The sequence below is a fragment of the Brachybacterium sp. sponge genome (genome assembly GCF_001613775.1).
GTDB lineage: Bacteria > Actinomycetota > Actinomycetes > Actinomycetales > Dermabacteraceae > Brachybacterium > Brachybacterium conglomeratum.
The window spans coordinates 778,590-799,702 of the sequence record NZ_LRMP01000002.1; the positions used below are offsets into that span (position 1 = coordinate 778,590).

General features: G+C 73.0%; 19 protein-coding genes. 10 read left to right on the forward strand and 9 right to left on the reverse strand.

All coding sequences use genetic code 11. The annotated features are described in order from the left end of the window. The first annotated feature begins 232 nt into the window (after nucleotides 1-232). The 3 genes from A4A78_RS11500 (at nucleotide 233) to pflA (ending at nucleotide 3,610) form a co-directional block, all read left to right on the forward strand. On the forward strand, nucleotides 233-2,347 hold the full coding sequence (locus tag A4A78_RS11500; protein ID WP_062949330.1) for a pyruvate formate lyase family protein: 2,115 nt from the start codon (nucleotides 233-235) through the stop codon (nucleotides 2,345-2,347). Between the two features lie 110 nt (nucleotides 2,348-2,457). Beyond that, the gene (gene grcA2 / locus A4A78_RS11505) at nucleotides 2,458-2,709 is read left to right on the forward strand and encodes an autonomous glycyl radical cofactor GrcA2 (RefSeq protein WP_062949332.1); all 252 of its coding nucleotides are present in this window, start codon (nucleotides 2,458-2,460) and stop codon (nucleotides 2,707-2,709) included. 49 nt (nucleotides 2,710-2,758) lie between these two features. After that, on the forward strand, nucleotides 2,759-3,610 hold the full coding sequence (gene pflA / locus A4A78_RS11510) for a pyruvate formate-lyase-activating protein (protein WP_062949334.1): 852 nt from the start codon (nucleotides 2,759-2,761) through the stop codon (nucleotides 3,608-3,610). 60 nt (nucleotides 3,611-3,670) lie between these two features. Here pflA and A4A78_RS11515 read toward each other — a convergent pair whose 3' ends face one another. After that, nucleotides 3,671-4,618 (reverse strand): hypothetical protein, encoded by a 948-nt coding sequence (locus tag A4A78_RS11515; protein ID WP_062949336.1) that lies wholly within the window; start codon nucleotides 4,616-4,618, stop codon nucleotides 3,671-3,673. A 33-nt stretch (nucleotides 4,619-4,651) separates the two neighbouring features. Then, entirely contained in the window at nucleotides 4,652-5,635 is a 984-nt protein-coding gene (gene dapD / locus A4A78_RS11520) for a 2,3,4,5-tetrahydropyridine-2,6-dicarboxylate N-succinyltransferase (protein WP_062949338.1), read from the reverse strand. A 128-nt stretch (nucleotides 5,636-5,763) separates the two neighbouring features. Here dapD and A4A78_RS11525 point away from each other — a divergent pair, with 128 nt between their 5' ends. Further along, nucleotides 5,764-7,047: an MFS transporter gene (locus A4A78_RS11525; RefSeq protein WP_062949340.1), complete on the forward strand. Its 1,284-nt coding sequence runs from the start codon at nucleotides 5,764-5,766 to the stop codon at nucleotides 7,045-7,047. 34 nt (nucleotides 7,048-7,081) lie between these two features. Here the strand turns inward: A4A78_RS11525 and A4A78_RS11530 are convergent, their stop codons facing one another. Then, nucleotides 7,082-7,978 (reverse strand): hypothetical protein, encoded by an 897-nt coding sequence (locus A4A78_RS11530; RefSeq protein WP_231881023.1) that lies wholly within the window; start codon nucleotides 7,976-7,978, stop codon nucleotides 7,082-7,084. A gap of 64 nt (nucleotides 7,979-8,042) precedes the next feature. On the opposite strand from A4A78_RS11530, the gene A4A78_RS11535 reads away from it, so the two are divergent. The 4 genes from A4A78_RS11535 (at nucleotide 8,043) to A4A78_RS17540 (ending at nucleotide 12,196) form a co-directional block, all read left to right on the forward strand. After that, entirely contained in the window at nucleotides 8,043-9,803 is a 1,761-nt protein-coding gene (locus A4A78_RS11535) for an FAD/NAD(P)-binding domain-containing protein (protein WP_062949344.1), read from the forward strand. A gap of 31 nt (nucleotides 9,804-9,834) precedes the next feature. Then, entirely contained in the window at nucleotides 9,835-10,941 is a 1,107-nt protein-coding gene (dapE, locus tag A4A78_RS11540; RefSeq protein ID WP_062949346.1) for a succinyl-diaminopimelate desuccinylase, read from the forward strand. A gap of 47 nt (nucleotides 10,942-10,988) precedes the next feature. Then, entirely contained in the window at nucleotides 10,989-11,792 is an 804-nt protein-coding gene (locus A4A78_RS11545) for a TIGR00730 family Rossman fold protein (protein WP_062949348.1), read from the forward strand. A 236-nt stretch (nucleotides 11,793-12,028) separates the two neighbouring features. Continuing rightward, nucleotides 12,029-12,196, forward strand: coding sequence for a DUF3117 domain-containing protein (locus A4A78_RS17540; protein WP_010551467.1), 168 nt, complete (start codon nucleotides 12,029-12,031; stop codon nucleotides 12,194-12,196). A gap of 72 nt (nucleotides 12,197-12,268) precedes the next feature. Here A4A78_RS17540 and A4A78_RS11550 read toward each other — a convergent pair whose 3' ends face one another. Then, complete coding sequence (locus A4A78_RS11550) at nucleotides 12,269-12,931, reverse strand: O-methyltransferase (RefSeq protein WP_053916179.1); 663 nt, start codon at nucleotides 12,929-12,931, stop codon at nucleotides 12,269-12,271. 143 nt (nucleotides 12,932-13,074) lie between these two features. On the opposite strand from A4A78_RS11550, the gene A4A78_RS11555 reads away from it, so the two are divergent. Next, nucleotides 13,075-13,488: a twin-arginine translocase TatA/TatE family subunit gene (locus A4A78_RS11555; RefSeq protein WP_062949350.1), complete on the forward strand. Its 414-nt coding sequence runs from the start codon at nucleotides 13,075-13,077 to the stop codon at nucleotides 13,486-13,488. A 100-nt stretch (nucleotides 13,489-13,588) separates the two neighbouring features. On the opposite strand, the gene A4A78_RS11560 is transcribed toward A4A78_RS11555, so the two are convergent. Genes A4A78_RS11560 through A4A78_RS11575 form a run of 4 tightly spaced genes read right to left on the reverse strand, consistent with a single transcriptional unit; the run spans nucleotide 13,589 to nucleotide 18,232 of the window. Next, on the reverse strand, nucleotides 13,589-14,758 hold the full coding sequence (locus A4A78_RS11560) for a P-loop NTPase (RefSeq protein ID WP_062949352.1): 1,170 nt from the start codon (nucleotides 14,756-14,758) through the stop codon (nucleotides 13,589-13,591). Then, a complete protein-coding gene (locus tag A4A78_RS11565) occupies nucleotides 14,755-15,357 on the reverse strand; it encodes a DUF1003 domain-containing protein (RefSeq protein WP_062949354.1) in 603 nt (200 codons plus the stop codon). Before A4A78_RS11565 ends, A4A78_RS11560 begins: the two co-directional genes overlap by 4 nt. 2 nt (nucleotides 15,358-15,359) lie before the next feature. Then, on the reverse strand, nucleotides 15,360-16,691 hold the full coding sequence (locus A4A78_RS11570) for a magnesium transporter MgtE N-terminal domain-containing protein (RefSeq protein ID WP_062949356.1): 1,332 nt from the start codon (nucleotides 16,689-16,691) through the stop codon (nucleotides 15,360-15,362). Next, the gene (locus tag A4A78_RS11575) at nucleotides 16,688-18,232 is read right to left on the reverse strand and encodes an aminopeptidase P family protein (RefSeq protein ID WP_062949358.1); all 1,545 of its coding nucleotides are present in this window, start codon (nucleotides 18,230-18,232) and stop codon (nucleotides 16,688-16,690) included. Before A4A78_RS11575 ends, A4A78_RS11570 begins: the two co-directional genes overlap by 4 nt. A gap of 37 nt (nucleotides 18,233-18,269) precedes the next feature. Between A4A78_RS11575 and A4A78_RS11580 the strand changes: the two genes are divergently transcribed. Beyond that, nucleotides 18,270-19,154: a PHP domain-containing protein gene (locus A4A78_RS11580; protein ID WP_062949360.1), complete on the forward strand. Its 885-nt coding sequence runs from the start codon at nucleotides 18,270-18,272 to the stop codon at nucleotides 19,152-19,154. Between the two features lie 74 nt (nucleotides 19,155-19,228). On the opposite strand, the gene A4A78_RS11585 is transcribed toward A4A78_RS11580, so the two are convergent. Beyond that, nucleotides 19,229-21,007 carry a DEAD/DEAH box helicase gene (locus A4A78_RS11585; protein ID WP_062949362.1) on the reverse strand — a complete coding sequence of 593 codons (1,779 nt, stop codon included), beginning with the start codon at nucleotides 21,005-21,007 and terminating at the stop codon, nucleotides 19,229-19,231. Nucleotides 21,008-21,113 lie beyond the last annotated feature (106 nt).

The following is a 21,113-nucleotide window of genomic DNA, read 5'->3' on the forward strand; positions in this document are numbered from 1 at the left end:
CTCCGTCATGCCCGGCGGGGTCGTGCCAGGCGGAGGCCCGCCGCGTCCCTTGGGACCGCTGTCGCACTCGGCAGGCCCTTCGTCCCGGCGGCGATGGACCGACGTCCAGCGGCGGGCCGGCTCGGATCGTGCGGGGACCTTCGACCCCGGTCGAGGGCCTCGGCGGTGCCTAGCGTGGAGTCATCCACGAAGGGCCCCGCACCGCGGGCCCGCGCCGCGAACAGGAGCCGCCATGAGCACCGCGACCACCGACCGTCCCGCCGCCGAGACCGCCCCGGGCGATGCCTGGGCAGGGTTCGCCCCCGGCCCGTGGCAGGAGACGATCGACGTGCGCGACTTCATCCTGCGCAACTACACCCCCTACTCGGGCGACGCCTCCTTCCTCGCCGGCCCCACCGAGAAGACCCTCCGGCTCTGGGACCACCTCGAGCGCACCTACCTCTCGGAGGAGCGCAGGCGGCGCGTCTACGACGTCGACACCGAGACCCCCGCCGACATCGACGCCTTCCCCGCCGGGTACATCAGCGAGGACGACGACGTGATCGTCGGCCTCCAGACCGACGTGCCGCTCAAGCGCGCCATGATGCCCAGCGGCGGCTGGCGCATGGTCGAGACCGCGATCCGGGAGGCGGGCAAGGAGCCCGATCCGCGGATCAAGGAGATCTTCACCAAGCACCGCAAGACCCACAACGACGGCGTCTTCGACATCTACACCCCGCGGATCCGCGCCGCCCGCTCCAGCCACATCATCACCGGCCTGCCCGACGCCTACGGCCGCGGCCGCATCATCGGCGACTACCGCCGCCTCGCCCTCTACGGCGCGGACTTCCTGATCGCGGAGAAGAAGGCCGCGAAGGACGCCGTCGCGGACCAGGGCTTCTCCGAGCACTGGGCGCGCTATCGGGAGGAGCACGCCGAGCAGATCAAGGCGCTGGCGAAGCTGGTGCGGCTCGGCGAGATCTATGGGCTGGACCTGCGCCGCCCGGCGGCGACCGCCCAGGAGGCCGTGCAGTGGACCTACATGGCCTATCTGGCCTCGGTGAAGAGCCAGGACGGCGCCGCGATGTCCATCGGCCGCCTCTCGGGCTTCCTGGACGTGTACATCCAGCGGGACCTCGCCGCCGGCACCCTCACCGAGTCCGAGGCGCAGGAGATCATCGACGCGCTCGTGATCAAGCTGCGCATCGTCCGCTTCCTGCGCACCGTCGACTACGACCAGATCTTCTCCGGCGACCCCTACTGGGCGACCTGGTCCGATGCCGGCTTCGCCGAGGACGGCCGGCCACTGGTCACGAAGACGTCCTTCCGTCTGCTGCAGACCCTGCGGAACCTCGGCCCCGCCCCGGAGCCGAACATCACGATCTTCTGGGACCCGTCCCTGCCGGAGGGCTACAAGGAGTTCTGCTCCGCGATCTCGATCGAGACCTCCTCGATCCAGTACGAGTCCGACGCGCAGATCCGTGAGCGCTGGGGCGACGACGCCGCGATCGCCTGCTGCGTCTCCCCGATGCGGGTGGGCAAGCAGATGCAGTTCTTCGGCGCCCGCGTCAACGCCGGCAAGGCGCTGCTCTACGCGATCAACGGCGGCCGCGACGAGGTCACCGGGAAGCAGGTCACCGAGCCCGGGCTGCACACCCCGATCACGGGCGACGGCCCGCTGGACTTCGACGAGGTCTGGCAGCGCTACGAGGAGATGCTCGACTGGGTGGTGGGCACCTACGTCGAGGCGCTGAACATCATCCACTACAGCCACGACCGCTACGCCTACGAGTCGATCGAGATGGCCCTGCACGACAGCGAGATCGTGCGCACCATGGGCTGCGGCATCGCGGGCCTGTCGATCGTCGCGGACTCCCTCTCCGCGATCCGCTACGCGACGGTGACCCCGGTGCGGGACGAGACCGGCCTGGTCGTCGACTACGTGACCGAGGGGGATTTCCCCCGCTACGGGAACGACGACGACCGCGCCGACGACATCGCGGCGACGATCGTGCACACCGTGATGCAGAAGATCAAGGCGATCCCGATGTACCGCGACGCCATCCCGACCCAGTCGGTCCTGACGATCACCTCGAACGTCGTCTACGGGAAGGCGACCGGCTCCTTCCCTTCCGGGCACCGGGCCGGCACCCCCTTCTCCCCGGGCGCGAACCCGGAGAACGGCGCCGACACCCACGGCATGGTCGCCTCCATGCTCTCGGTCGGCAAGCTCGACTACGAGGACGCCCTGGACGGCATCTCGCTGACCAACACGATCACCCCGCAGGGGCTCGGCCGCACCAAGGACGAGCAGGTGACGAACCTCGTCGGGATCCTCGACGCCGGCTTCATGATCGACCACGAGTGAGCCTCGCACCGGCCGGCCGACGCGCCCCGTCGGCCGGCCGGCACCCGGCGGCCCCGCCTGACCAGCCCCTCCACCCCCGAACCCGCACCGCACACCCCGAGGAGAACCCCATGACCACCCCCACCTTCGACCAGCGCCTCGCCTCCATGACGGCGAGCCGGGCCGCGAACAACGCCGAGACCGGCCTGTTCCACGCCAACATCAACGTGCTGAACAAGGACACCCTCGTCGACGCGATGGAGAACCCGGAGGACTACCCGAACCTCACCGTGCGCGTCTCCGGCTACGCGGTGAACTTCGTCAAGCTCACCCGCGAGCAGCAGCTGGACGTCCTGGACCGCACGTTCCACCAGGGCGCCTGAGCGGCGCATCGGCACGGGACGCGCAGGGATCACAGGGACGGGAGCGCAGATGACGCAGAGCATCGACCTGCTGGGCCGGCCCGCCCGGAACCGGCGGGCCGGTGCGGGGATCGACGGGATGGCCGAGGCGGAGCTGGACCGCAGCGGCCGCCTGGCCGCGTTCCGGGAGGGCCGCCTCGCCTCGGTCCACTCCTGGGAGCTGGTCACCGCGGTCGACGGCCCCGGCACCCGGCTGACGATCTTCTTCGCGGGCTGCCCGCTGCGCTGCGTCTACTGCCACAACCCCGACACCATGGAGATGCGGCGCGGCCAGGACGTCGAGCTCGAGGAGATCGAGCGGCTCCTGCGCCGCTACCGCCGCGTGTTCCGCGCGACCGGCGGCGGGATCACCCTCTCCGGCGGCGAGGTGCTCATGCAGCCCGCCTTCGCCCACAACGTGCTGCGCTCCGCGAAGGAGCTCGGCATCCACACCGCGATCGACACCTCCGGGTATCTCGGCGCGGTCGCTAAGGACGAGCTGCTCGCCGACGTCGACCTCGTGCTGCTGGACGTCAAGAGCGGCGACGAGCCGAGCTACAAGCGACTCACCGGCCGGGAGCTGCAGCCCACGATCGACTTCGGAGACCGGCTCGCCCGCGCCGGCATCGCGATCTGGATCCGCTTCGTTCTCGTGCCGGAGTGGACCGACGCGGCGGAGAACGTCGAGAAGGTCGCGGACATCGTCGAGCGCTGGCGGGACGTGGTCGAGCGGGTCGAGGTGCTGCCCTTCCACAACATGGGCCAGGACAAGTGGGACGTGCTCGGGATGGAATACCGGCTGCGGGACGCGCTGCCGCCGTCCACGGAGGTCGTCGAGCGGGTGCGCGGGCAGTTCCGCGCCCGCGGCCTCACCGTGCACTGAGCCCGAGCGAGCGTCGGACCAGGGCGAGCGCTCAGTGCGCCGGGTCCTGATCCGCGGCGCTCAGCGCCCGCTGACCAGCACGACCACCCGCTCGGGATCGCCGCCCTCGGCGCTGCCCCAGGCTCCGGCCTCCTCGCCGTGGGCGGTGCGGTCCCAGACCCGGCCGCGGTAGCTGACCTGCACCACCCCGTCGTCGGCCGCACGGGCCACGGCCCAGTTCGCGAGCGACCAGCCCAGCGTCTCATCGCCGCCCGGGTCGAGCACGAGCGCCGTCGCGCCGGCGCCCTCGGGCACCTGCGGGGCGGCCCCAGCGGCGGAATCCAGCGACGACGTGACCCGACCGGACTCCGTCGCGCGGGGGAACTGCCGCGCGAGCTCGCCGCGCAGCTGCTCGGGGGAGGCGGTCGCACCGACCTCGTCGAGGGTGCACAGCAGGTTCGCGCCGGACTGGCCGGTGAGGGCCGAGGCGTACAGCCGACCCTCGGTCTCGTGGTCGCGATACGCCTCGGGATGCCCGGAGCGCTGCACCTGCTGGGCGATGTCGTTGATGTCGGCGCTGGTGTAGTCGGGGTAGGTCTCGAGCACGTCGAAGAAGGCGTTGGAGGCGTAGACCGGGTCCATGATCTGCTCCTCCGTGCCCCAGCCCTGCGAGGGCCGCTGCTGGAACAGGCCCAGCGAGTCCCGGTCGCCGTAGTCGATGTTCTGCAGCTGCGACTCCTGGTACGCGGTCGCCAGCGCGATCGACGCCGCCCGCGGCGGCATGCCCCGATCCACCGCCGTCGCGCTGATCAGCGCCGCGTTCGCGACCCGATCGGTGGTGTAGCGGTGGCTGGTGCCGAGCCCCGAGGCGACGCAGGTGCCCTCGTGGGCGGGGGAGCCATAGCGCTCCAGGGCGAGATAGCTGCCGCCAGCGATCCCGCCGAAGACCAGCACCATGACCAGAGGGACCGCGAGGTGACGGCCGACGCCGCCGTGCGCGCGGCCGCGCGCACGGGAGCCTGCTGCCATCCTCGCGGTCCTCCGTCCCTCAGATGCTGCGTCTCAGTTGCTGTGCAGGGCGGCGTTGAGCTCGACGGTCTGGCCCGCGCGGGCCACCGCCTGCACCGCACCGGTCAGGGAGTTGCGGCGGAAGAGCAGGTTCGGCACCCCGGAGAGCTCCCGCGCCTTCACCACGTGCGGGCCCTGGGCCTCGGCGCCGGGCTCGCCGAGCAGCTCGACCTTCGTGCCGGCGGTGACGTACAGCCCCGCCTCGACCACGCAGTCGTCGCCGAGGGCGATGCCGATCCCGGCCTCGGCGCCGACGAGGGAGCGCCGACCGATGCTGACGCGCTCGGTGCCGCCACCGGAGAGTGTGCCCATGGTGGAGGCGCCGCCGCCCACGTCGGAGCCGTCCCCGACCACGACGCCCTGGGAGATGCGGCCCTCGATCATCGAGGCGCCGAGGGTGCCGGCATTGAAGTTCACGAAGCCCTCGTGCATCACGGTGGTGCCTTCGGCGAGGTGCGCGCCGAGCCGCACCCGGTCCGCGTCGCCGATGCGCACGCCGGTGGGCAGCACGTAGTCGACCATGCGCGGGAACTTGTCGAGGCTGAGCACGGTGGGGGTGCGGCCCGCGGCGATCAGGCGCAGGCGCGTCTCCTCGAAGCCGGCGACCGCGCAGGGCCCCTCGGTGGTCCACACGACGTTGGTGAGCGACCCGAAGAGTCCCTCGAGGTTCAGGGAGTTCGGGCGGACCAGGCGGTGGGAGAGGAGATGGAGGCGCAGGTAGGCGTCTGCCGCATCGGTCGGGGCGGCTGGCAGGTCGATCGTGCGGACCACGACCTCCTGGGTGGTGCCGCGCACCTCGTCGGCCCGTGCGGCGGCGGCCAGCTGCGCGTGGAGGGGATGGCCGGCGGGGTCAGTGGGAGCCTCGCCGAGCTGCGGCGAGGGGTACCATGCGTCGAGGACGGAACCGTCGGCCCCGAGTGTCGTGAGCGCGATGCCCCAGGCGGCGGTGACGGTGGACTCGGATGTCGAGGAATTCATGGGCCGAGTCTACGAATCCTGACCCAGCAGGGGAGCATGCGCCCGCCAGGGCGCGGCGAAGAGCACACCGCGCGGCACCAGACGCCCCGAGCGGGAGGGACCGCGATGTCCGGGGAAACGGTGAGCGAATGACCGACGGCGACGACGCGCACGCGCCCCGCCATGCCCCTCTCCACCGCAACGGCGAGTACCTGCGGTGGCTGCTCGGCGACCTGCTGCTCGACATCGGCACCGGGATCGGCGCCTTCGCCTTCCCGCTGATCACCTTCATGGTCACCCAGTCCCTCGGCACGACGGGGCTGGTCGCCCTGGTGCAGGGGCTCGGCGCGGTCGTCGGCCTGATCCCCGGCGGCCTGCTCGCCGACCGGATCGAGCGCCGCTCCCTGCGTCTGCTCGCCGGGATCACCGGCGCCCTCGTGCAGCTCGCTCTGGTCGTGGTGCTGCTGGGCGGCTGGGCCGGTCCCGTGCTGCTGGCCTCGCTCGCCTTCCTGGACCGGCTGCGGGAAACGGCGCTGGGCAGCGCCTCCAACGCCATGCTCAAGCAGATCGTGCCCGTGACGCAGCTGCCCCGGGCCGTGTCGGTGAACCAGGGCCGCGAGGCCGCGGTCGAGATGGCCTCCGGGCCCGTGGGCGGTGCGCTGCTGGGGCTGTCGATCGTGTTCCCTCCGCTCGTGCACCTGCTGGGGAACGTCGGCTCGGTCCTCGCGACGCTGAGCATGCGCGGACGCTACCGGCCGAGGGCCGAGGGCTCCCCGCCCACGAAGGTCGTCGACGACCTCCGAGAGGCCCTCGCCTGGATCCGCACCCAGCCGATCCGGCTGCAGATGCTCGCCGTCTCCTCCGCCGTGAACCTCGGCGCCAACGGGCTGCTGTTCACGGTGATGCTGGACCTCGCGGACCAGGGGGTGCCCGCCTCCCGCATCGGCCTGCTGAACACGGCGCTGGCCGCCTCGATCCTGCTCGGCGCCTCCCTCGCCCCGCGCCTGGTGGACACGGTGCCGACGGGGGCGCTCGCGATCGCGCCCGTCGCCCTGATGACCCTGGTCGGGATGCTGCTGCCCGTGGCGCCCTCGATGGTGTGGATCGCCCTGTGCTACACCGCGATCGGGATCGGCCTGCCCGCCTTCAACGCCTCCGGGCAGGGGTTCTTCACCCACATCACGCCGGTGGCGATGCAGGGGCGGATCAGCTCGCTGATGCGCCTGGTGTCCCTCGGCGTGATGACCTTCGCGCCCGCGCTCGCCGGCTGGGGCCTCGAGATCGCCGGCAGCACGACCACGCTGCTGCTCTTCGCGGCGGTGCTCGCGCTCGGCGTGGTGATCGGCCTGCTCGCCCGCGACCTGCGCCGCCTGCCCGTCTCCTCCCGCTGGGAGCGCCACGCCCGGGAGAGGGGCTACTCCGTCCCGGAATGAGGGGACGACGTGGCCTCCCCGACCGCGCCACGGCTCACACCGCCGGCGGCTCCTCGTCCTGCGGCGCCGGTCCGATCCATTCGCTCGCCCGCACCCGTCGCGCCCTCCGCTCCCGGCGCCGCCCGCCCAGGTACACCGCCGCGGTCGCGGCGACCAAGGCGATGACCCCGCCGATCAGCAGCGCCGGGGCCTGCTCGGCCGCGACGATCTCGGCGCGCAGCATGAGCGAGAGCAGCAGCACCGCGGCGCCGGCGACGATCGCGAGGACGCCCGCGCCGAGCAGGAGCGCCGGGCCGAGGGATCCGAGGATCACCGGCCCCGCGGACTCGCCCTGCAGCGGCCTGCGCAGCGGCAGCCCGCGCCCCAGCTGGCCGGGACGGGAGACCGCCCAGTCCAGCAGCGTCCGGTCCCGGCGGCGCGTCGCGACCGCGCCGACGACCGCGGCGAGCACCAAGCACGCCAGCATCCCGCCGAGCAGCGGACCCGCCTCGGCGGCCAGGTGCCCGGGGAGATCCTCGGCGTTCAGGCTCCGCAGCACGGTGAGCACCACGCAGACGAGCGCGCCGAGCAGCAGCGCCCCCTCGAGGAGCCGCAGCGGGAGCTGCCTGGCCGCCCGCTCCGCCTCGTCCGAGGCGCCGGCCTCGTCCGCGACCGGGTCCGCGCCCTCCTCGAGCACCACGCGGCGCTCGTCGGCCAGGCGCTCGGCGAACTCCTCGACGGAGCCCGGGGCGCGCAGGGAGGGCGCGTAGCGCTCGCGCTGGGCGGCGCTGAGCCAGGCGGTGAGCACGAGCGCGTCCGCCGCGGCGCGCTCGCGCGGCAGCAGATCGGCGTTGACCACCGCGCGCAGGCGCGCGGCCTGCCCGAAGAGGACCCCGGTGAGGGGTCCGGAGCTCGAGCGCGGCGGAAGGTGTCTCGGCGACGTCGACGACATGGGGACATGGTCCCAGACGGCGCGCACGGACCGAAGGCTCCGCGCCGCGCCGCATACTGGGGGGATGACCCACGCCGCCGACCCCGTCCGCACCGTCGTCGTCATCGGGGCGGGCCCCCGGGGCACCGCGATCGTGGAGCGGCTGGTCGCGGCATCGACCACGGAGGAGTGGCAGGGGCCGCTGACCGTGCACCTGGTCGACCCGCTGGTGGGGCGCGGCGGATCCGTGTGGCGCCATGACCAGCCCGAGGTGCTGCTGATGAACACCACCACCTGCCAGACCACCCTGTACCCGGACGAGTCCTGCCATCCGCTGCTGCCGGTCCCGCACCGCGAGAGCCTCGCCGACCACCTGGCAGGGGAGGGGCTCGGCCCCTCCGACTTCGCCTCCCGCGCCGCACACGGCCGGTATCTCGCGCACGTGCTCGAGACCGCGCTCGCCGACGCGGACCCCGAACGGCTGCGGATCGTGCTGCACCCCGCCGAGGCCGTGGACGTCACCGGCCCGCCCGACGGACCCCAGCGGATCCGCCTCTCGGACGGACGGGTGCTGCGCGCCGACGCGGTCGCGCTCGCGCTCGGCCACCTGCCCACCGCGCTCGGCCCCCGCTCCCAGCAGCTCGCCGACGCCGCCGAGCGGCACGGACTGGTCCACCTCGGCCCCGCCAACCCGCTCGAGGTCGACTACGCCGCCCTGCTCGGCCGCGAGGCGGTCGCCGTGCAGGGGATGGGCCTGAACTTCTACGACGCGATCGGGATGCTCACCACCGCCGCCGGCGGGCGCTTCGAGGAGGCCCCGGAGACAGAGGCGGGGCTGCGCTACGTGCCCGGCGGCGCCGAGCCCGTGCTCGTGATCGGCTCCCGCTCCGGCATGGTCTACCGCCCCAAGCCCGACCTGCCCCAGGAGCAGCTGAGCCCCTACCCGCTGCAGGTCCTCACCAGCGAGCGCGTCCTCGAGCTCGCGGTGCGCTCGGCGGGCGTGGACCACGAGGGGGAGGTGATGCCGCTGATGCTCGCCGAGCTGCGCCGTGCCCTGCGCGGGGCCGGGCACGTCGAGCTCGCGAGCGACGAGGCGCTGATCCGCCTGCTGTTCCCCTTCGGCCGCCGCGGCGGGGACAGCGCCGATGCCCATCGCCGTACCCGCGAGGTGCTCGCCTCCGCGCTCGCCGCTGCGACCGCGCCCGATCCCGCCTGGGTGCTGATCCACCGAGTGCTCATCGCGCTGCGGATGCAGGTCAATCGCCTCATCGACCTCGGCGCGTACACCACCGAGTCGGTGCGCCGCGACATCGACGGCCACCTCCGCAACGCCTTCGCCTCCTGGGCCTCGGGCCCTCCCGTGCTGCGCGCCCGGCAGGTGCTCGCGCTCGAGGCGGCGGGGCTGGTGCGCTTCACCGGCCCGCGCATGCACCTGGACATCGACGAGGAGGCGGGACGCTTCGCGGTGCGCGGCGGGGACGGGTCCGTGACCCTGTGCGACGGGGTGCTCGAGGCGCATCTGCCGCCCGTGGACCTGCCGGCCTACCGCTCCGCCCTGCTCGGCGCCTGGCGCGAGCGCGGCGAGGCGCAGAAGGACCACTGGGCCTCCCGAGGCTCCCGCCGCCGCATGCTCACCGGCTCCATCGCGGTCGACGGGCTCTACGCCCCGATCGGCACCGACGACACCGTCTACGAGCGGCGCCTGCTCGTGGGAGTCCCCGTCTCCACCGCCCAGCCGGGCTCCGCGATCACCGCCGAGCCGGGCACCTCACCGCAGCTGCTGCGCCATGCCGAGGCGGTCGCGGTGCGCCTCGCCCGCGCCGGGGGAGCGCTCGCCGCGGAATGAGGCGCCACCCGGGCGTGGCACGATGTCGCACATGAGCACGCGCCCCGCCCCCGCCCTGGACCCGTCGGCCGACATCGTCGACCTCACCGCCGCGATCGTCGACATCGAGTCGGTCTCCGGGAATGAGAAGGCGCTCGCCGACGCCGTCGAGCAGGCGCTGCGCACGCACGCCCCGCACCTCGAGGTGCTGCGCGACGGGGACACCGTCATCGCCCGCACCCATCACGGCCGGGACCGGCGCGTGCTGCTGGCCGGTCATCTCGACACCGTCCCGGTCGCCGCGAACCTCCCCTCCTCGAGGCGTCTCCGCGAGGGCCGCGAGGAGCTCGTCGGCCGCGGCAGCTGCGACATGAAGGGCGGGGTCGCGGTGATGCTGAAGCTCGCCGTCGAGGCGGCCGATGCGCCGATGGACCTCACCTGGCTGTTCTACGACCACGAGGAGGTCGCCGCGGCCGACAACTCCCTCACCCGCCTCGCCGCCGAGCACCCCGAACTCCTCGAGGCCGACTTCGCGATCCTCGGGGAGCCCACCTCCGCCGGGGTCGAGGGCGGGTGCAAGGGCACCATGAAGCTCGGGGTCACCGCCCGCGGCGTCGCCGCGCACTCCGCCCGCGACTGGGTGGGCGAGAACGCGATCCACCACCTCGCCCCGGTGCTCGAGCGGCTCGCCGCCTATGAGGCGCGCCGCGCGGTGATCGACGGGCTCGAGTACCGCGAGTGCCTCAACGCCGTCGCGATCACCGGCGGGATCGCCGGGAACGTCATCCCCGACCGCGCGAGCGCCACCCTGAACTACCGCTTCGCCCCGGACACCAGCGTCGAGCAGGCCGAGGCGCACGTGCGCGAGGTCCTCGCGGGCCTGGACCTCGAGATCGAGGTGACCGACTCGGCGCCCGGCGCGCTGCCGGGCCTGGACACCGCCGCCGCCCGCGACTTCCTCGCCGCGCTCGGCGGAGAGGTCCCCCTGGCCGCGAAGCAGGGCTGGACCGACGTCTCCCGCTTCTCGGCCCTCGGCACCCCGGCGGTGAACTTCGGGCCCGGTGACCCGCTGCTGGCCCATACCGACGACGAGCACGTCCCGGTCGACGATCTCACCCGCGCGCTCGAGGGACTGCGGCGGTACCTCCTGGCGGCCTGAGCCCGGGCGGTCCCGCGCGCAGGGGCCCGGGCCGTTACGATCGCGCCATGACACCGGAGGAACGAGAGCACCACCGCAAGGGCCCCGTCACGCTGCGCGGCGCCCAGCGGCCCGACCGCACCACCGACCAGCGTCTGCTCGAGGAGTCCGCCTCGGGAGCCTGGGTGCACTCCGATCCGTGGCGGGTGCTGCGGATCCAGTCGGAGTTCGTCGAGGGCTTCGGGGCGCTGTCCGAGCTGGGCCCGGCGATCTCGATCTTCGGCTCCGCACGCCTCGGCGAGGGACACCCCGATTACGAGTGCGCGCGGCGGATCGGCGCGGGCATCGCCGAGCGCGGCTATGCCGTGATCACCGGCGGCGGCCCCGGCATCATGGAGGCCGGCAACCGCGGCGCTCAGGAGGCGGGCGGCGTCTCCGTCGGCCTCGGCATCGAGCTGCCGCACGAGCAGGGGCTGAACCCCTACGTCGACCTCGGCGTCGACTTCCGCTACTTCTTCGCGCGCAAGACCATGTTCGTGAAGTACTCCAGCGGCTTCGTGGTGATGCCCGGCGGCTTCGGCACCTTCGACGAGCTGTTCGAGGCGCTGTGCCTGATGCAGACCCACAAGATCGACATGTTCCCCGTGATCCTGGTGGGCCGCGACTACTGGCAGGGACTGCTGGACTGGGTGAGCTCGGCGGTCGTGGACCGCGGGATGATCAGCCTGGCCGACCTGGACCTCGTGCGGGTGGTGGACACCGCCGAGGAGGCCCTGGCCGCGCTCGGCGAGGCGATCCGCGGCGGCGACGAAGGTCCGGCGGCGGGGGAGCACCGAACCTCCGCGCAGGACGAGGTCGTGGACGCCTCGTGACCGCCGTCGGCCCGATGGTGCTGCTCCTGCTGCTGGTGGCGCTCGTGGTCGCGGTACTCATGGTAGGTGTGGCGACGGGCCGTCTCGGCGACGGGATCGGCCTGCCGGAGCGGCCTCGTCGGACTCGGCGTGCGAGCACTCCCGAAGACCTGAGATAATGGCCACCGTACGCGCGCTGCCAGAGGCCCCGTCCGGGGGAGCGACTCAGGGGCAGCGACACATCTAGGAGGCACGCCATGGCTGCTATGAAGCCGCGCACCGGTGACGGTCCGCTCGAGGTCGTGGAGGAGGGGCGCAGCATCATCATGCGGGTCCCGCTCGAGGGGGGCGGCCGTCTGGTCGTCGAGATCGCCGCATCGGAAGCCGTGGAGCTGCGGGACGCCCTGGAGGGCGTGATCAAGTAAGCAGCTCGCCGCCGGCATCGGCCCCGCACCCGCTGGACGGGTGCGGGGCCGATGCTGTCCGGGCGCCGACTCTCAGCCCCGGCGGGGGCGGAGCACCGCGGCGAGCACGCCGTCGCCGCTGCCGGTGAGCGCGGGGACGAGGTCCTCCGCCTCGGAGACCGCGCGGAGCAGGCCCCGCACCGCCCGGGTGGTGGCATCGCGCGCGGCCGGGTCCGCGACCCGGTCGTGGAAGAGCGCGTGGGGGATGACCAGCACGCCGCCCGGGCGCAGCAGGCGCCGGGCGTGCTCGAGCAGCTCCTCCGCGTGCGGGGCGTGGGCGGGGAAGGCGACCAGGTCGTAGGCGTGATCGGTGAGCCGGCCGACGACGTCGCGCGGCTGACCGGCGATGGTCCGCACCCGCGGCGTCCGTATCCGCGCCTCGGCGAACGCCTCGCGTGCTGCGCGCTGGTTCTCGACCTCGGGATCGATCGTGGTGAGCACCCCGTCGGGGTGCATCCCGGCGAGCAGGTACAGGGAGCCGACGCCGCTGCCGGTGCCGATCTCGACCGCGGAGCGTGCCTGCACCGCCGCGGCGAGCAGCCGCATCAGCGCGCCCGCTCCCGGCAGCACGGGCGGCGCGCCGAGCTCGTTGCCGCGCTCGCGGGCGCGGGCCAGGACGCCGTCGTCGGCGAAGAGGTCCGCCTCGTCGACGAACTCCTCGCCGTGGGCCCAGGAGGCCACCTTTCCCGACGACATCTCCGCTTCCTCTCGCCGCATGCCTGTGAACGGGCCGATCCTACGACAGCCGCGCGGGCGACGCGCAGTCCGTGCGCCGTTCCCAGGGGGCGCGATGCAATAATGGGCCCGCAGCAGCGGACCTCGAGACGTATAGGTGGACAATGGGCGGCACCGGCTTCATGGGCCTCGGCGGGTGGGAGATCGTCGTCCTGCTCATCGTGTTCCTCGTGATCGTGGGCCCGCAGCGGCTGCCCGAGGTCACCCGTTCGCTGGTCCAGTGGGTGCGCAAGGCGCGCCGCTGGGTGGACGACTCGCGCTCGACGGTCGAGGACGAGATGGGCATCGCCATCGAGGACCTCAAGAAGTACGACCCGCGCCAGTACGATCCGCGCCGCATCATCCGCGAGGCCTGGGGCGACACCGACATCGAGGAGCTGCTGCCCAGCAAGGAGGCCATGTCCGTGGCCGGCGGCGCGGCCGCGGCGGGCGCCGCGAAGAGCGCGAAGAAGCGCTCGGGCTCGGCCGCGAAGGACGAGGGCCCCAAGCGCGCCCCCTTCGACGACGAGGCCACCTGAGCCACGCGCTCGCCGGCCGGCGCCGCTGAGCGTCCGGCCTCGACGTCGATGCCCGACGGCATGGTGGCGCGACGGAACCCGGCGTGATGCGTTGGACGGCTCAGTGCCGCGCGACCGACAGCGGCAGCTTCATCCCGCCCAGGCCCCGCGGGGACCGCGTCAGCGAGCGCGCCACGGCCGTGAGCGCCTGCGCGGTGGGGGAGTCGGGAGCGGAGACCACCAGCGGCACGCCCCGGTCCGCTCCCTCGCGCAGCGCCGGGTCCAGGCCCACGCGGCCCAACACCGGCACCTGCTCGCCGACGGCCTCGGCGAGCGTCGCGGCGACCCGGTCGCCGCCGCCGCTGCCGAAGACGTCCATCACGGAGCCGTCGGGCAGGGTCAGGCCCGCCATGTTCTCCACGACCCCGGCGATCTTCTGCTCGGTGGAGGCGGCGAGGGAGCCGACGCGCTCGGCGACGGAGGCGGCGGACTGCTGGGGCGTGGTCACCACGACCATCTTCGCGCCGGGCAGCAGCTGCGCGACCGAGATCGCGACGTCGCCGGTGCCGGGCGGGAGGTCCAGCAGCAGCACGTCGAGGTCGCCCCAGAACACGTCGGAGGCGAACTGCTCGATCGCGCGGTGCATCTTCGGGCCGCGCCACACCACGGCCTGCCCCTCGGGCACGAACATGCCGATGCTCATCACGGCCACACCGTGACCGACCGGCGGCATGAGCAGGTCGGAGACCTTCGTGGGCTGATCGGTGATCCCGAACATGCCCGGCATCGAGAAGCCGTGGATGTCCGCGTCGATCACCCCGACGCGCAGCCCGTCGGCCGCCATCGCGGCGGCGAGGTTCGCGGTGACGGTGGACTTGCCCACCCCGCCCTTGCCGGAGGAGATCGCGAAGATGCGGGTGAGGGAGCCGGGCTGGTTGAAGGGGATCTGGCGGCGCCCCTGGCGGAGCCGGTTCGTGAGCTCGCGGCGCTGCTCCTCGGTCATCGCGGAGGTGGTGACCTCGACGCGGGACAGGCCCGGCACGGTCGCGGTCGCCTCGGCGGTCTCGCGCTCGATCCGGTCCCGCATGGGGCAGCCCTCGATCGTGACGAGCACGTGCACGCGGGCGATGCCCTCGGCGTCCACGTCCACGGACCCGACCATGCCGAGCTCGGTGATGGGGCGATGGATCTCGGGGTCGATCACCCCGCTCAGCGCCTCGTGGATACGCTCCACGCGCTCGTCGGAGGGGGCCTCGGTCGCGCCCTGGGCGGGCGTCTCCGGTGTCGTCACTGGGGGTCCTGCTCCTTCCCGGTGCGGCGCTCGAGCGCCGCCTCGACCTCCTCGCGCAGGATCGCGCGGAGGCTCTGGTCGTCCAGCGCGGGCGCCTCGGGGCGGTCCGTCTCCGGTCCGGCCTCCTCGAGCTCCTGGAGGAGGTCGCGCAGCTCGCCGCGCACGAAGTCGCGCGTCGCGACGTCGTTGAGGGCGAGGCGCAGCGAGGCGATCTCGCGCGTGATGAAGTCGGTGGTGGCGTGGTTGCGCTCGTTGGACTGGCGGTCCTGCTCGGCCTGGACGCGGTCGCGGTCGTCCTGCCGGTTCTGCGCGAGCAGCAGCAGGGGAGCGGCGTAGGAGGCCTGCAGCGAGAGGATCAGGGTGAGCAGGGTGAAGTTCAGGGCGCGCGGGTCGAACTGCGCGGACTCCGGGGCGAGCGAGTTCCAGGTCAGCCACACCGCGCAGAAAAGGGTCATGCCCACCAGGAAGGCGGGCGTGCCCATCATGCGCGCGAAGCCCTCCGCACCGCGTCCGAAGGCGTCGCCGCGCAGCGGATTGCGCAGGCGGCCGCGACGACGGGGCGCCGGGTCGTCGAGAGGGTCGACGTTCTTCTCCGCCATCCTCAGCCCTCCTCACCGCTGTCGCGCGCGGTGGCCCGCGCGATCGCGGACAGATCGATCTGCCCGGTCGTCGCAGGGGGCTCGTCGTCCTGCTCGCGCCAGTCGTCGGGCAGCACGTGGTCGAGCACGTCGTCGACGGTGACCGCGCCGAGCAGGCGTCCGTCGTCGTCGACCACCGGGATGGAGACGAGGTTGTAGGTCGCCATCTCACGGGTCACGGTCGACAGCGGCACCGTCGGGGAGACGGCGACCCGGTCCTGGTCGATGATCTCGCCGACGGGACGGTCGGGCCGCTCCCGCAGCAGCTGCTGGAAGTGCACGATCCCGAGCAGGCGGCCGGTCGGGGTCTCGAGCGGGGAGCGGCACACGTGCACGGTCGAGGCGAGCGCGGCGTGGATCGCCTCGCGGCTGATCATCGCCAGGCAGTGCGCCACCGGCGTCTCGGGCGAGACGATCAGCGGCTCGGTCGTCATCATGCCGCCGGCGGTGTACTCGTCGTACGCCATCAGGCGGCGCACGTCCTCCGCCTCCTCGGGCTCCATCAGGTTCAGCAGCTGGGAGGCGACCTCATCGGGCAGCTCCTGGACGAGGTCCGCCGCGTCGTCGGGGTCCATCACGTCCAGCACGTCGGCGGCGCGCTTGGCGTCCAGGCCCGTGACGACCTCGACGCGGATGTCCTCGGGCAGCTCCTCGAGCACGTCGGCGAGCCGCTCGTCGGCCAGCTCCCCGGCCAGCTCTATCCGGCGCTTGGTCTCCAGCTCCTGGATGATCTCGGCGAGGTCGGCGGGGTTGAGGTCCTGGTAGGAGGCGGCGAGCAGGTGGGCGGACTGCTCCGCCTGCGTGCCGAACAGGCCCGTCACCTCGCGCAGGTCGACGGTGAGCGTCTCGCCGCGCGAGACCAGCCGGCCCAGCGACCCGCCCGAGCGGCGCCGGCGCACATGCAGGCGCGAGATCGTCCAGTCGCGGTGGCGGTCCTGGTCCAGGGCGATGTCCAGCACGGTCGCCTCGCCGGAACCGTCGGAGAGGGTCACCACCCGGTCCAGCAGGTCGCCGAGCACCAGCAGCTCGCCGGTCCGCTTCTCGAAGCGGCGCACGTTCAGCACCCCGGTGGAGATCACCTGGCCGGGGGAGATGGAGGTGACCCGGGTGATCGGCAGGAACACGCGCCGCTTCGCCGCGACCTCGACCACGAACCCGACGGCGCGGGCGCTGCTGCGGGTCTGCGGCACCACGACCACGTCGCGGACCGTCGCCACCGCGTCCCCGATCGGGTCGAAGACGGAGGTGCCGACGAGCCTCGCGGCGTAGAAGCGGGGCGGCGCGGAGGTGCTCACGAGCGCAGCTCGGCGATCCAGGCCTCGACGTCCTCGGCACGGCGGGGCGCTGCGGCGGAGAGGTTCTCGACCCCGTCCTGGGTGACGAGAACGTCGTCCTCGATGCGCACGCCGATCCCGCGCAGCTCCTCGGGGACCAGCAGGTCGTTCTCCTTGAAGTACAGGCCCGGCTCGATCGTGAACACCATCCCGGGCACCAGCTCCGCGTCGAGGTACATCTCGCGGCGGGCCTGGGCGCAGTCGTGCACATCCATGCCGAGGTGGTGACTGGTGCCGTGCGGCATCCAGCGCCGGTGCCACTGGCCCTCGGGGGCGAGGGACTCCTCGGCGGTGCCGGGCAGCAGACCCCACTCCTCGAGGCGGGCGGCGAGGACCTTCATCGCGGCGGTGTGCAGCTCGCGGAAGCGCAGCCCGGGGCGCGCGACCGCGAACGCTGCATCAGAGGCCTCAAGCACCGCGTCGTAGACCTTGCGCTGCACGGGCGAGAAGGTGCCCGAGACGGGGAGGGTGCGGGTGACGTCAGCGGTGTAGAGCGAGTCGATCTCGACACCCGCGTCGACGAGCACCAGCTCATCGGGCCGCACGGCGCCGTCGTTGCGGGTCCAGTGAAGGGTGCAGGCGTGGTCGCCGGCCGCGGCGATCGTGTCGTAGCCGACGCCGTTGCCGTCGGCGCGGGCGGTCGCCGCGAAGACGCCCTCGATGACCCGCTCGCCGCGAGGATGGCCGACGGCCTGGGGGAGGTTGCGGATGACGTCCTCGAAGCCGCGCAGCGTCGCCTCGACGGCCATACGCATCTGGCGCACCTCGTACTCGTCCTTGACCAGCCGGGCCTCGCTGGCCGCCTCGCGCAGGGCGGCGTTCTCGGCGGCAGCCTCCTCCCCGCCGGGCAGACCGTTCTGGGAGCGGATCTCCTGGACCATCGCCTCGATCGACGCGTCGACCTCGGGCACGACCGACAGCGACAGCTGGGCGCCGACGTCCTTGGCGAGGTGGTCGCGCAGCTCGTCGATGTGGCGCACCTCGATCCCGAGCCGCTGGGAGGCCTCGGTGAGGGTCGGGCGGCGGCCCACCCACATCTCGCCGTAGCGGGAGTCGGCGTAGAACTCGCTGGAGTCGAAGCCGGCGCGGGGCCGGAAGAAGTAGGTCGCGACCGAGACCGTCGGGTCCTCCGCCGACGGCTCGACGACGAGCACGCTGTCGGGCTCCTCGTCGGTGCCCAGCCCCGAGTAGTACGCGAAAGCCGTGTCGGGGCGGAAGGGGTAGTCGGTGTCGTTCGAGCGCACCTTCAGCACACCGGCGGGCAGCACCAGCCGCGTCCCCGGCAGGCGACGCACCAGCGCGTCACGACGCTCCGGCGTGAAGTCCGCGGACTCGCGCCGCTCGGCGTCCGGCACCGTCTCGTCCCAGCCGGAGGCGATGAACTCGCGGAACGCCGCGCTGTCGGGGCGCTGAGAGCGGGAGTCACCCCGGGAGGCGAGGTCCTTCATACGGCCTTCGCTGGAGGTGGCGTCGGTGCTGGTGTCGGTGTTCTCGGTGCTCACCCCACGATGTTCTCACGCCTCGGTCTACCCTGGGCGCATGAGTGAGCGGTCCTACTCCGGCGCGAGGCAGCGCATCGATCTCCACGGGCACAGCACGTGCTCGGACGGGACGACGTCGGTGCCGGACCTCTTCGCGCAAGCCCAGGCGGTCGGGCTGGACGTGCTGGCCCTGACCGACCACGACACCGTCGAGGGCTGGCCACAGCTGCCCGGCGCGGTCGCCGCCACCGGTGTCGCGGCCGTGCCAGGGATCGAGGTCTCCTCCGAGCACGGGCACCGCAGCGTGCACCTGCTGGCCCTGCTCGTCGACCCCTCCGAGGGCACGGCGCTGGCCGCCGAGATGGCGGAGGCGCGCTCCTCCCGCATCGAGCGGGCCCGGCGGATGGTCGAGCTGATCGGCCGCGACCACCCCGTCACCTGGGACGACGTGCTCGCTCAGGTGGCAGGGGAGGAGACGGTGATCGGCCGACCCCACATCGCCGACGCCCTCGTCGCGGCCGGGGTGGTGCCCGACCGGTCGGCGGCGTTCGCGGAGATCCTGCGCGGCTCCGGCCCGTACTACGTGCCCTACTACGCGCCCTCCCCGCTCGAGGCGGTCGCCGCGATCCGGGAGGCCGGCGGCGTCTCCGTGATCGCACATCCCGGCTCGGTCACCCGCGACGACGACCTGCCGGTCGAGCTGCTCGAGGAGCTCGTGGAGGCAGGGCTCGACGGCGTGGAGGTGCATCACCGCGAGCACGACGACGCGGAGCGGGAGCGGTTGCAGAGCTTCGCCGACCGGCACGACCTGCTGGTCACCGGCGGCAGCGACTTCCACGGCACGGGCAAGCCGAACCTGCTCGCCGAGAACCTCACCGACCCGGCGGTGCTCGCGGAGATCGAGCGTCGCGCGACGAGCGGGACCCGCGTCATCAGGCCCTGAGCGGGCGCGCGGAGGATGCGGGCGGGCCCCGACACGAGGAACGTGTCGGGGCCCGTCTCGGCACTATCGGAGCGTCAGCTCTCGGAGCCGCCGTTCGACGACCCGCCGCGGCTGCGGCCGCGACCGCCGCGCGAGCGACGGCGACGGTTCGAGGAGCCGCCGGCGGACTCGGACGAGCCGCCCGTCTCCTCGGGACCGGTCGACGACGACTCGGCACCGGTGCTCTGCTCGGCGACGACCTCGCCGTTCACACGGCGGGTGCGGGAGCGCGAGCGGGTGCGGCGGGGCTTCTCGCCGTCCTGCTCATCGCGGGTGCGCCCGCTGCTCTCGGTGCCGGCCGTCTGCTCGCGGGGCTCCTCGTCCCGGTCCTTGCGCGGGCCTCCGGAGCGGCCCCCGCCGCGGCCACGGCCCTCGCCGCGACCGCCGTCGCGACCACCACGGCCCCCGCGACCGGAGTCACGACCGCCGCGCCCGCCCTCGCGCGGGGCGCGGCCGGACGAGTCGGGACCCCCGAGGTCCTCGATCTCCTCCGCGTCAAGGCCCTGGCGGGTGCGCTTGTCCTTGGGCAGCGTGCCCTTGGCGTCGGTGGGGATGTCGAGATCGGTGAAGAGATGGTCGGAGGTCGAGTAGGTCTCCACCGCCTCGGTCGACTCCAGCCCCAGCTGCCGGGCGATGAGAGCCCAGCGCGCCAGGTCCTCCCAGTCCACGAAGGTGATCGCGGTGCCCTTCTTGCCCGCGCGGCCGGTGCGGCCGGTGCGGTGGAGGTAGGTCTTGTCGTCGTCGGGGCAGTTCCAGTTCACGACGTGGGTGACGTCGGTGACGTCGATGCCGCGGGCAGCGACGTCGGTCGCGACCAGCACGTCGATCTTGCCGTTGCGGAAGGCGCGCAGGGCCTGCTCTCGGGCGCCCTGCCCGAGGTCGCCGTGCAGCGGAGCGGCGGCGAAGCCGCGGTCGGCGAGGTCGCCGGCCACGCGGTCGGCCTGGCGCTTGGTGCGCATGAAGATGATCGACAGGCCACGGCCGCGGGCCTGCAGCACGCGGGCCATCACCTCGATCTTGTCGAGCTGGTGGGCGCGGTAGACGACCTGCTTGATGTCCGCCTTGGTGCGGGACTCGTCGCCGGGGTCGTGGGCGCGGATGTGGGTGGGCTGCTTCATGAACCGCCGCGCCAGCGCCATGATCGGGCCGGGCATCGTGGCGGAGAACAGCATCGTCTGACGGTTGGCGGGCACCGCCTGGAGCAGCTTCTCGATGTCCTCGAGGAAGCCGAGGTCGAGCATCTCGTCGGCCTCGTCGAGCACCGCGGTGCGCACCTGGGAGAGATCGAGGTGCTTCTGGCGCATCAGGTCGATGAGACGGCCCGGCGTGCCGACGACCACCTCGACGCCCTTCTCGAGCGCCTCGATCTGCGGCTCGTAGGCGCGGCCGCCGTAGACGGTGAGGATGCGGATCGGACGCTTCGCCGAGGCGGTCTCGAGGTCGTGGGCGACCTGCACCGCGAGCTCACGGGTGGGCAGCACCACGAGGGCCTGCGGCTTGCCGATCGGGCGGTCGTCGGGGTTCGGCTCGCCGGGGGCGACGGAGCTCTGCAGCAGCGGGATGCCGAAGCCGAGGGTCTTGCCCGTGCCGGTCTTGGCCTGGCCGATGATGTCGCGGCCGCGGAGCGCGACCGGGAGGGTCAGCGCCTGGATCGGGAAGGGCGTGGTGATGCCCTTGGCGGCGAGGGCCTCGACGATGTCGGCGCGGACGTCGTAGTCGGCGAAGGTCTGCTGCGGGTCGGTGGTGCCGGAGCTCTGCTCGACGGCGGGGGAGGCCGACACGGCCTCATCGGTGTGCGGGATCGTTTCAGGCACCGTTCAACTCTCTGGTCATGGATGTGCACGGCCATGGTAGCCCTCGGACCCGAACCGAGGTCCGGAAGGTGACGAACGGGTCGAACCGCCCACACCGGCCGCTCGG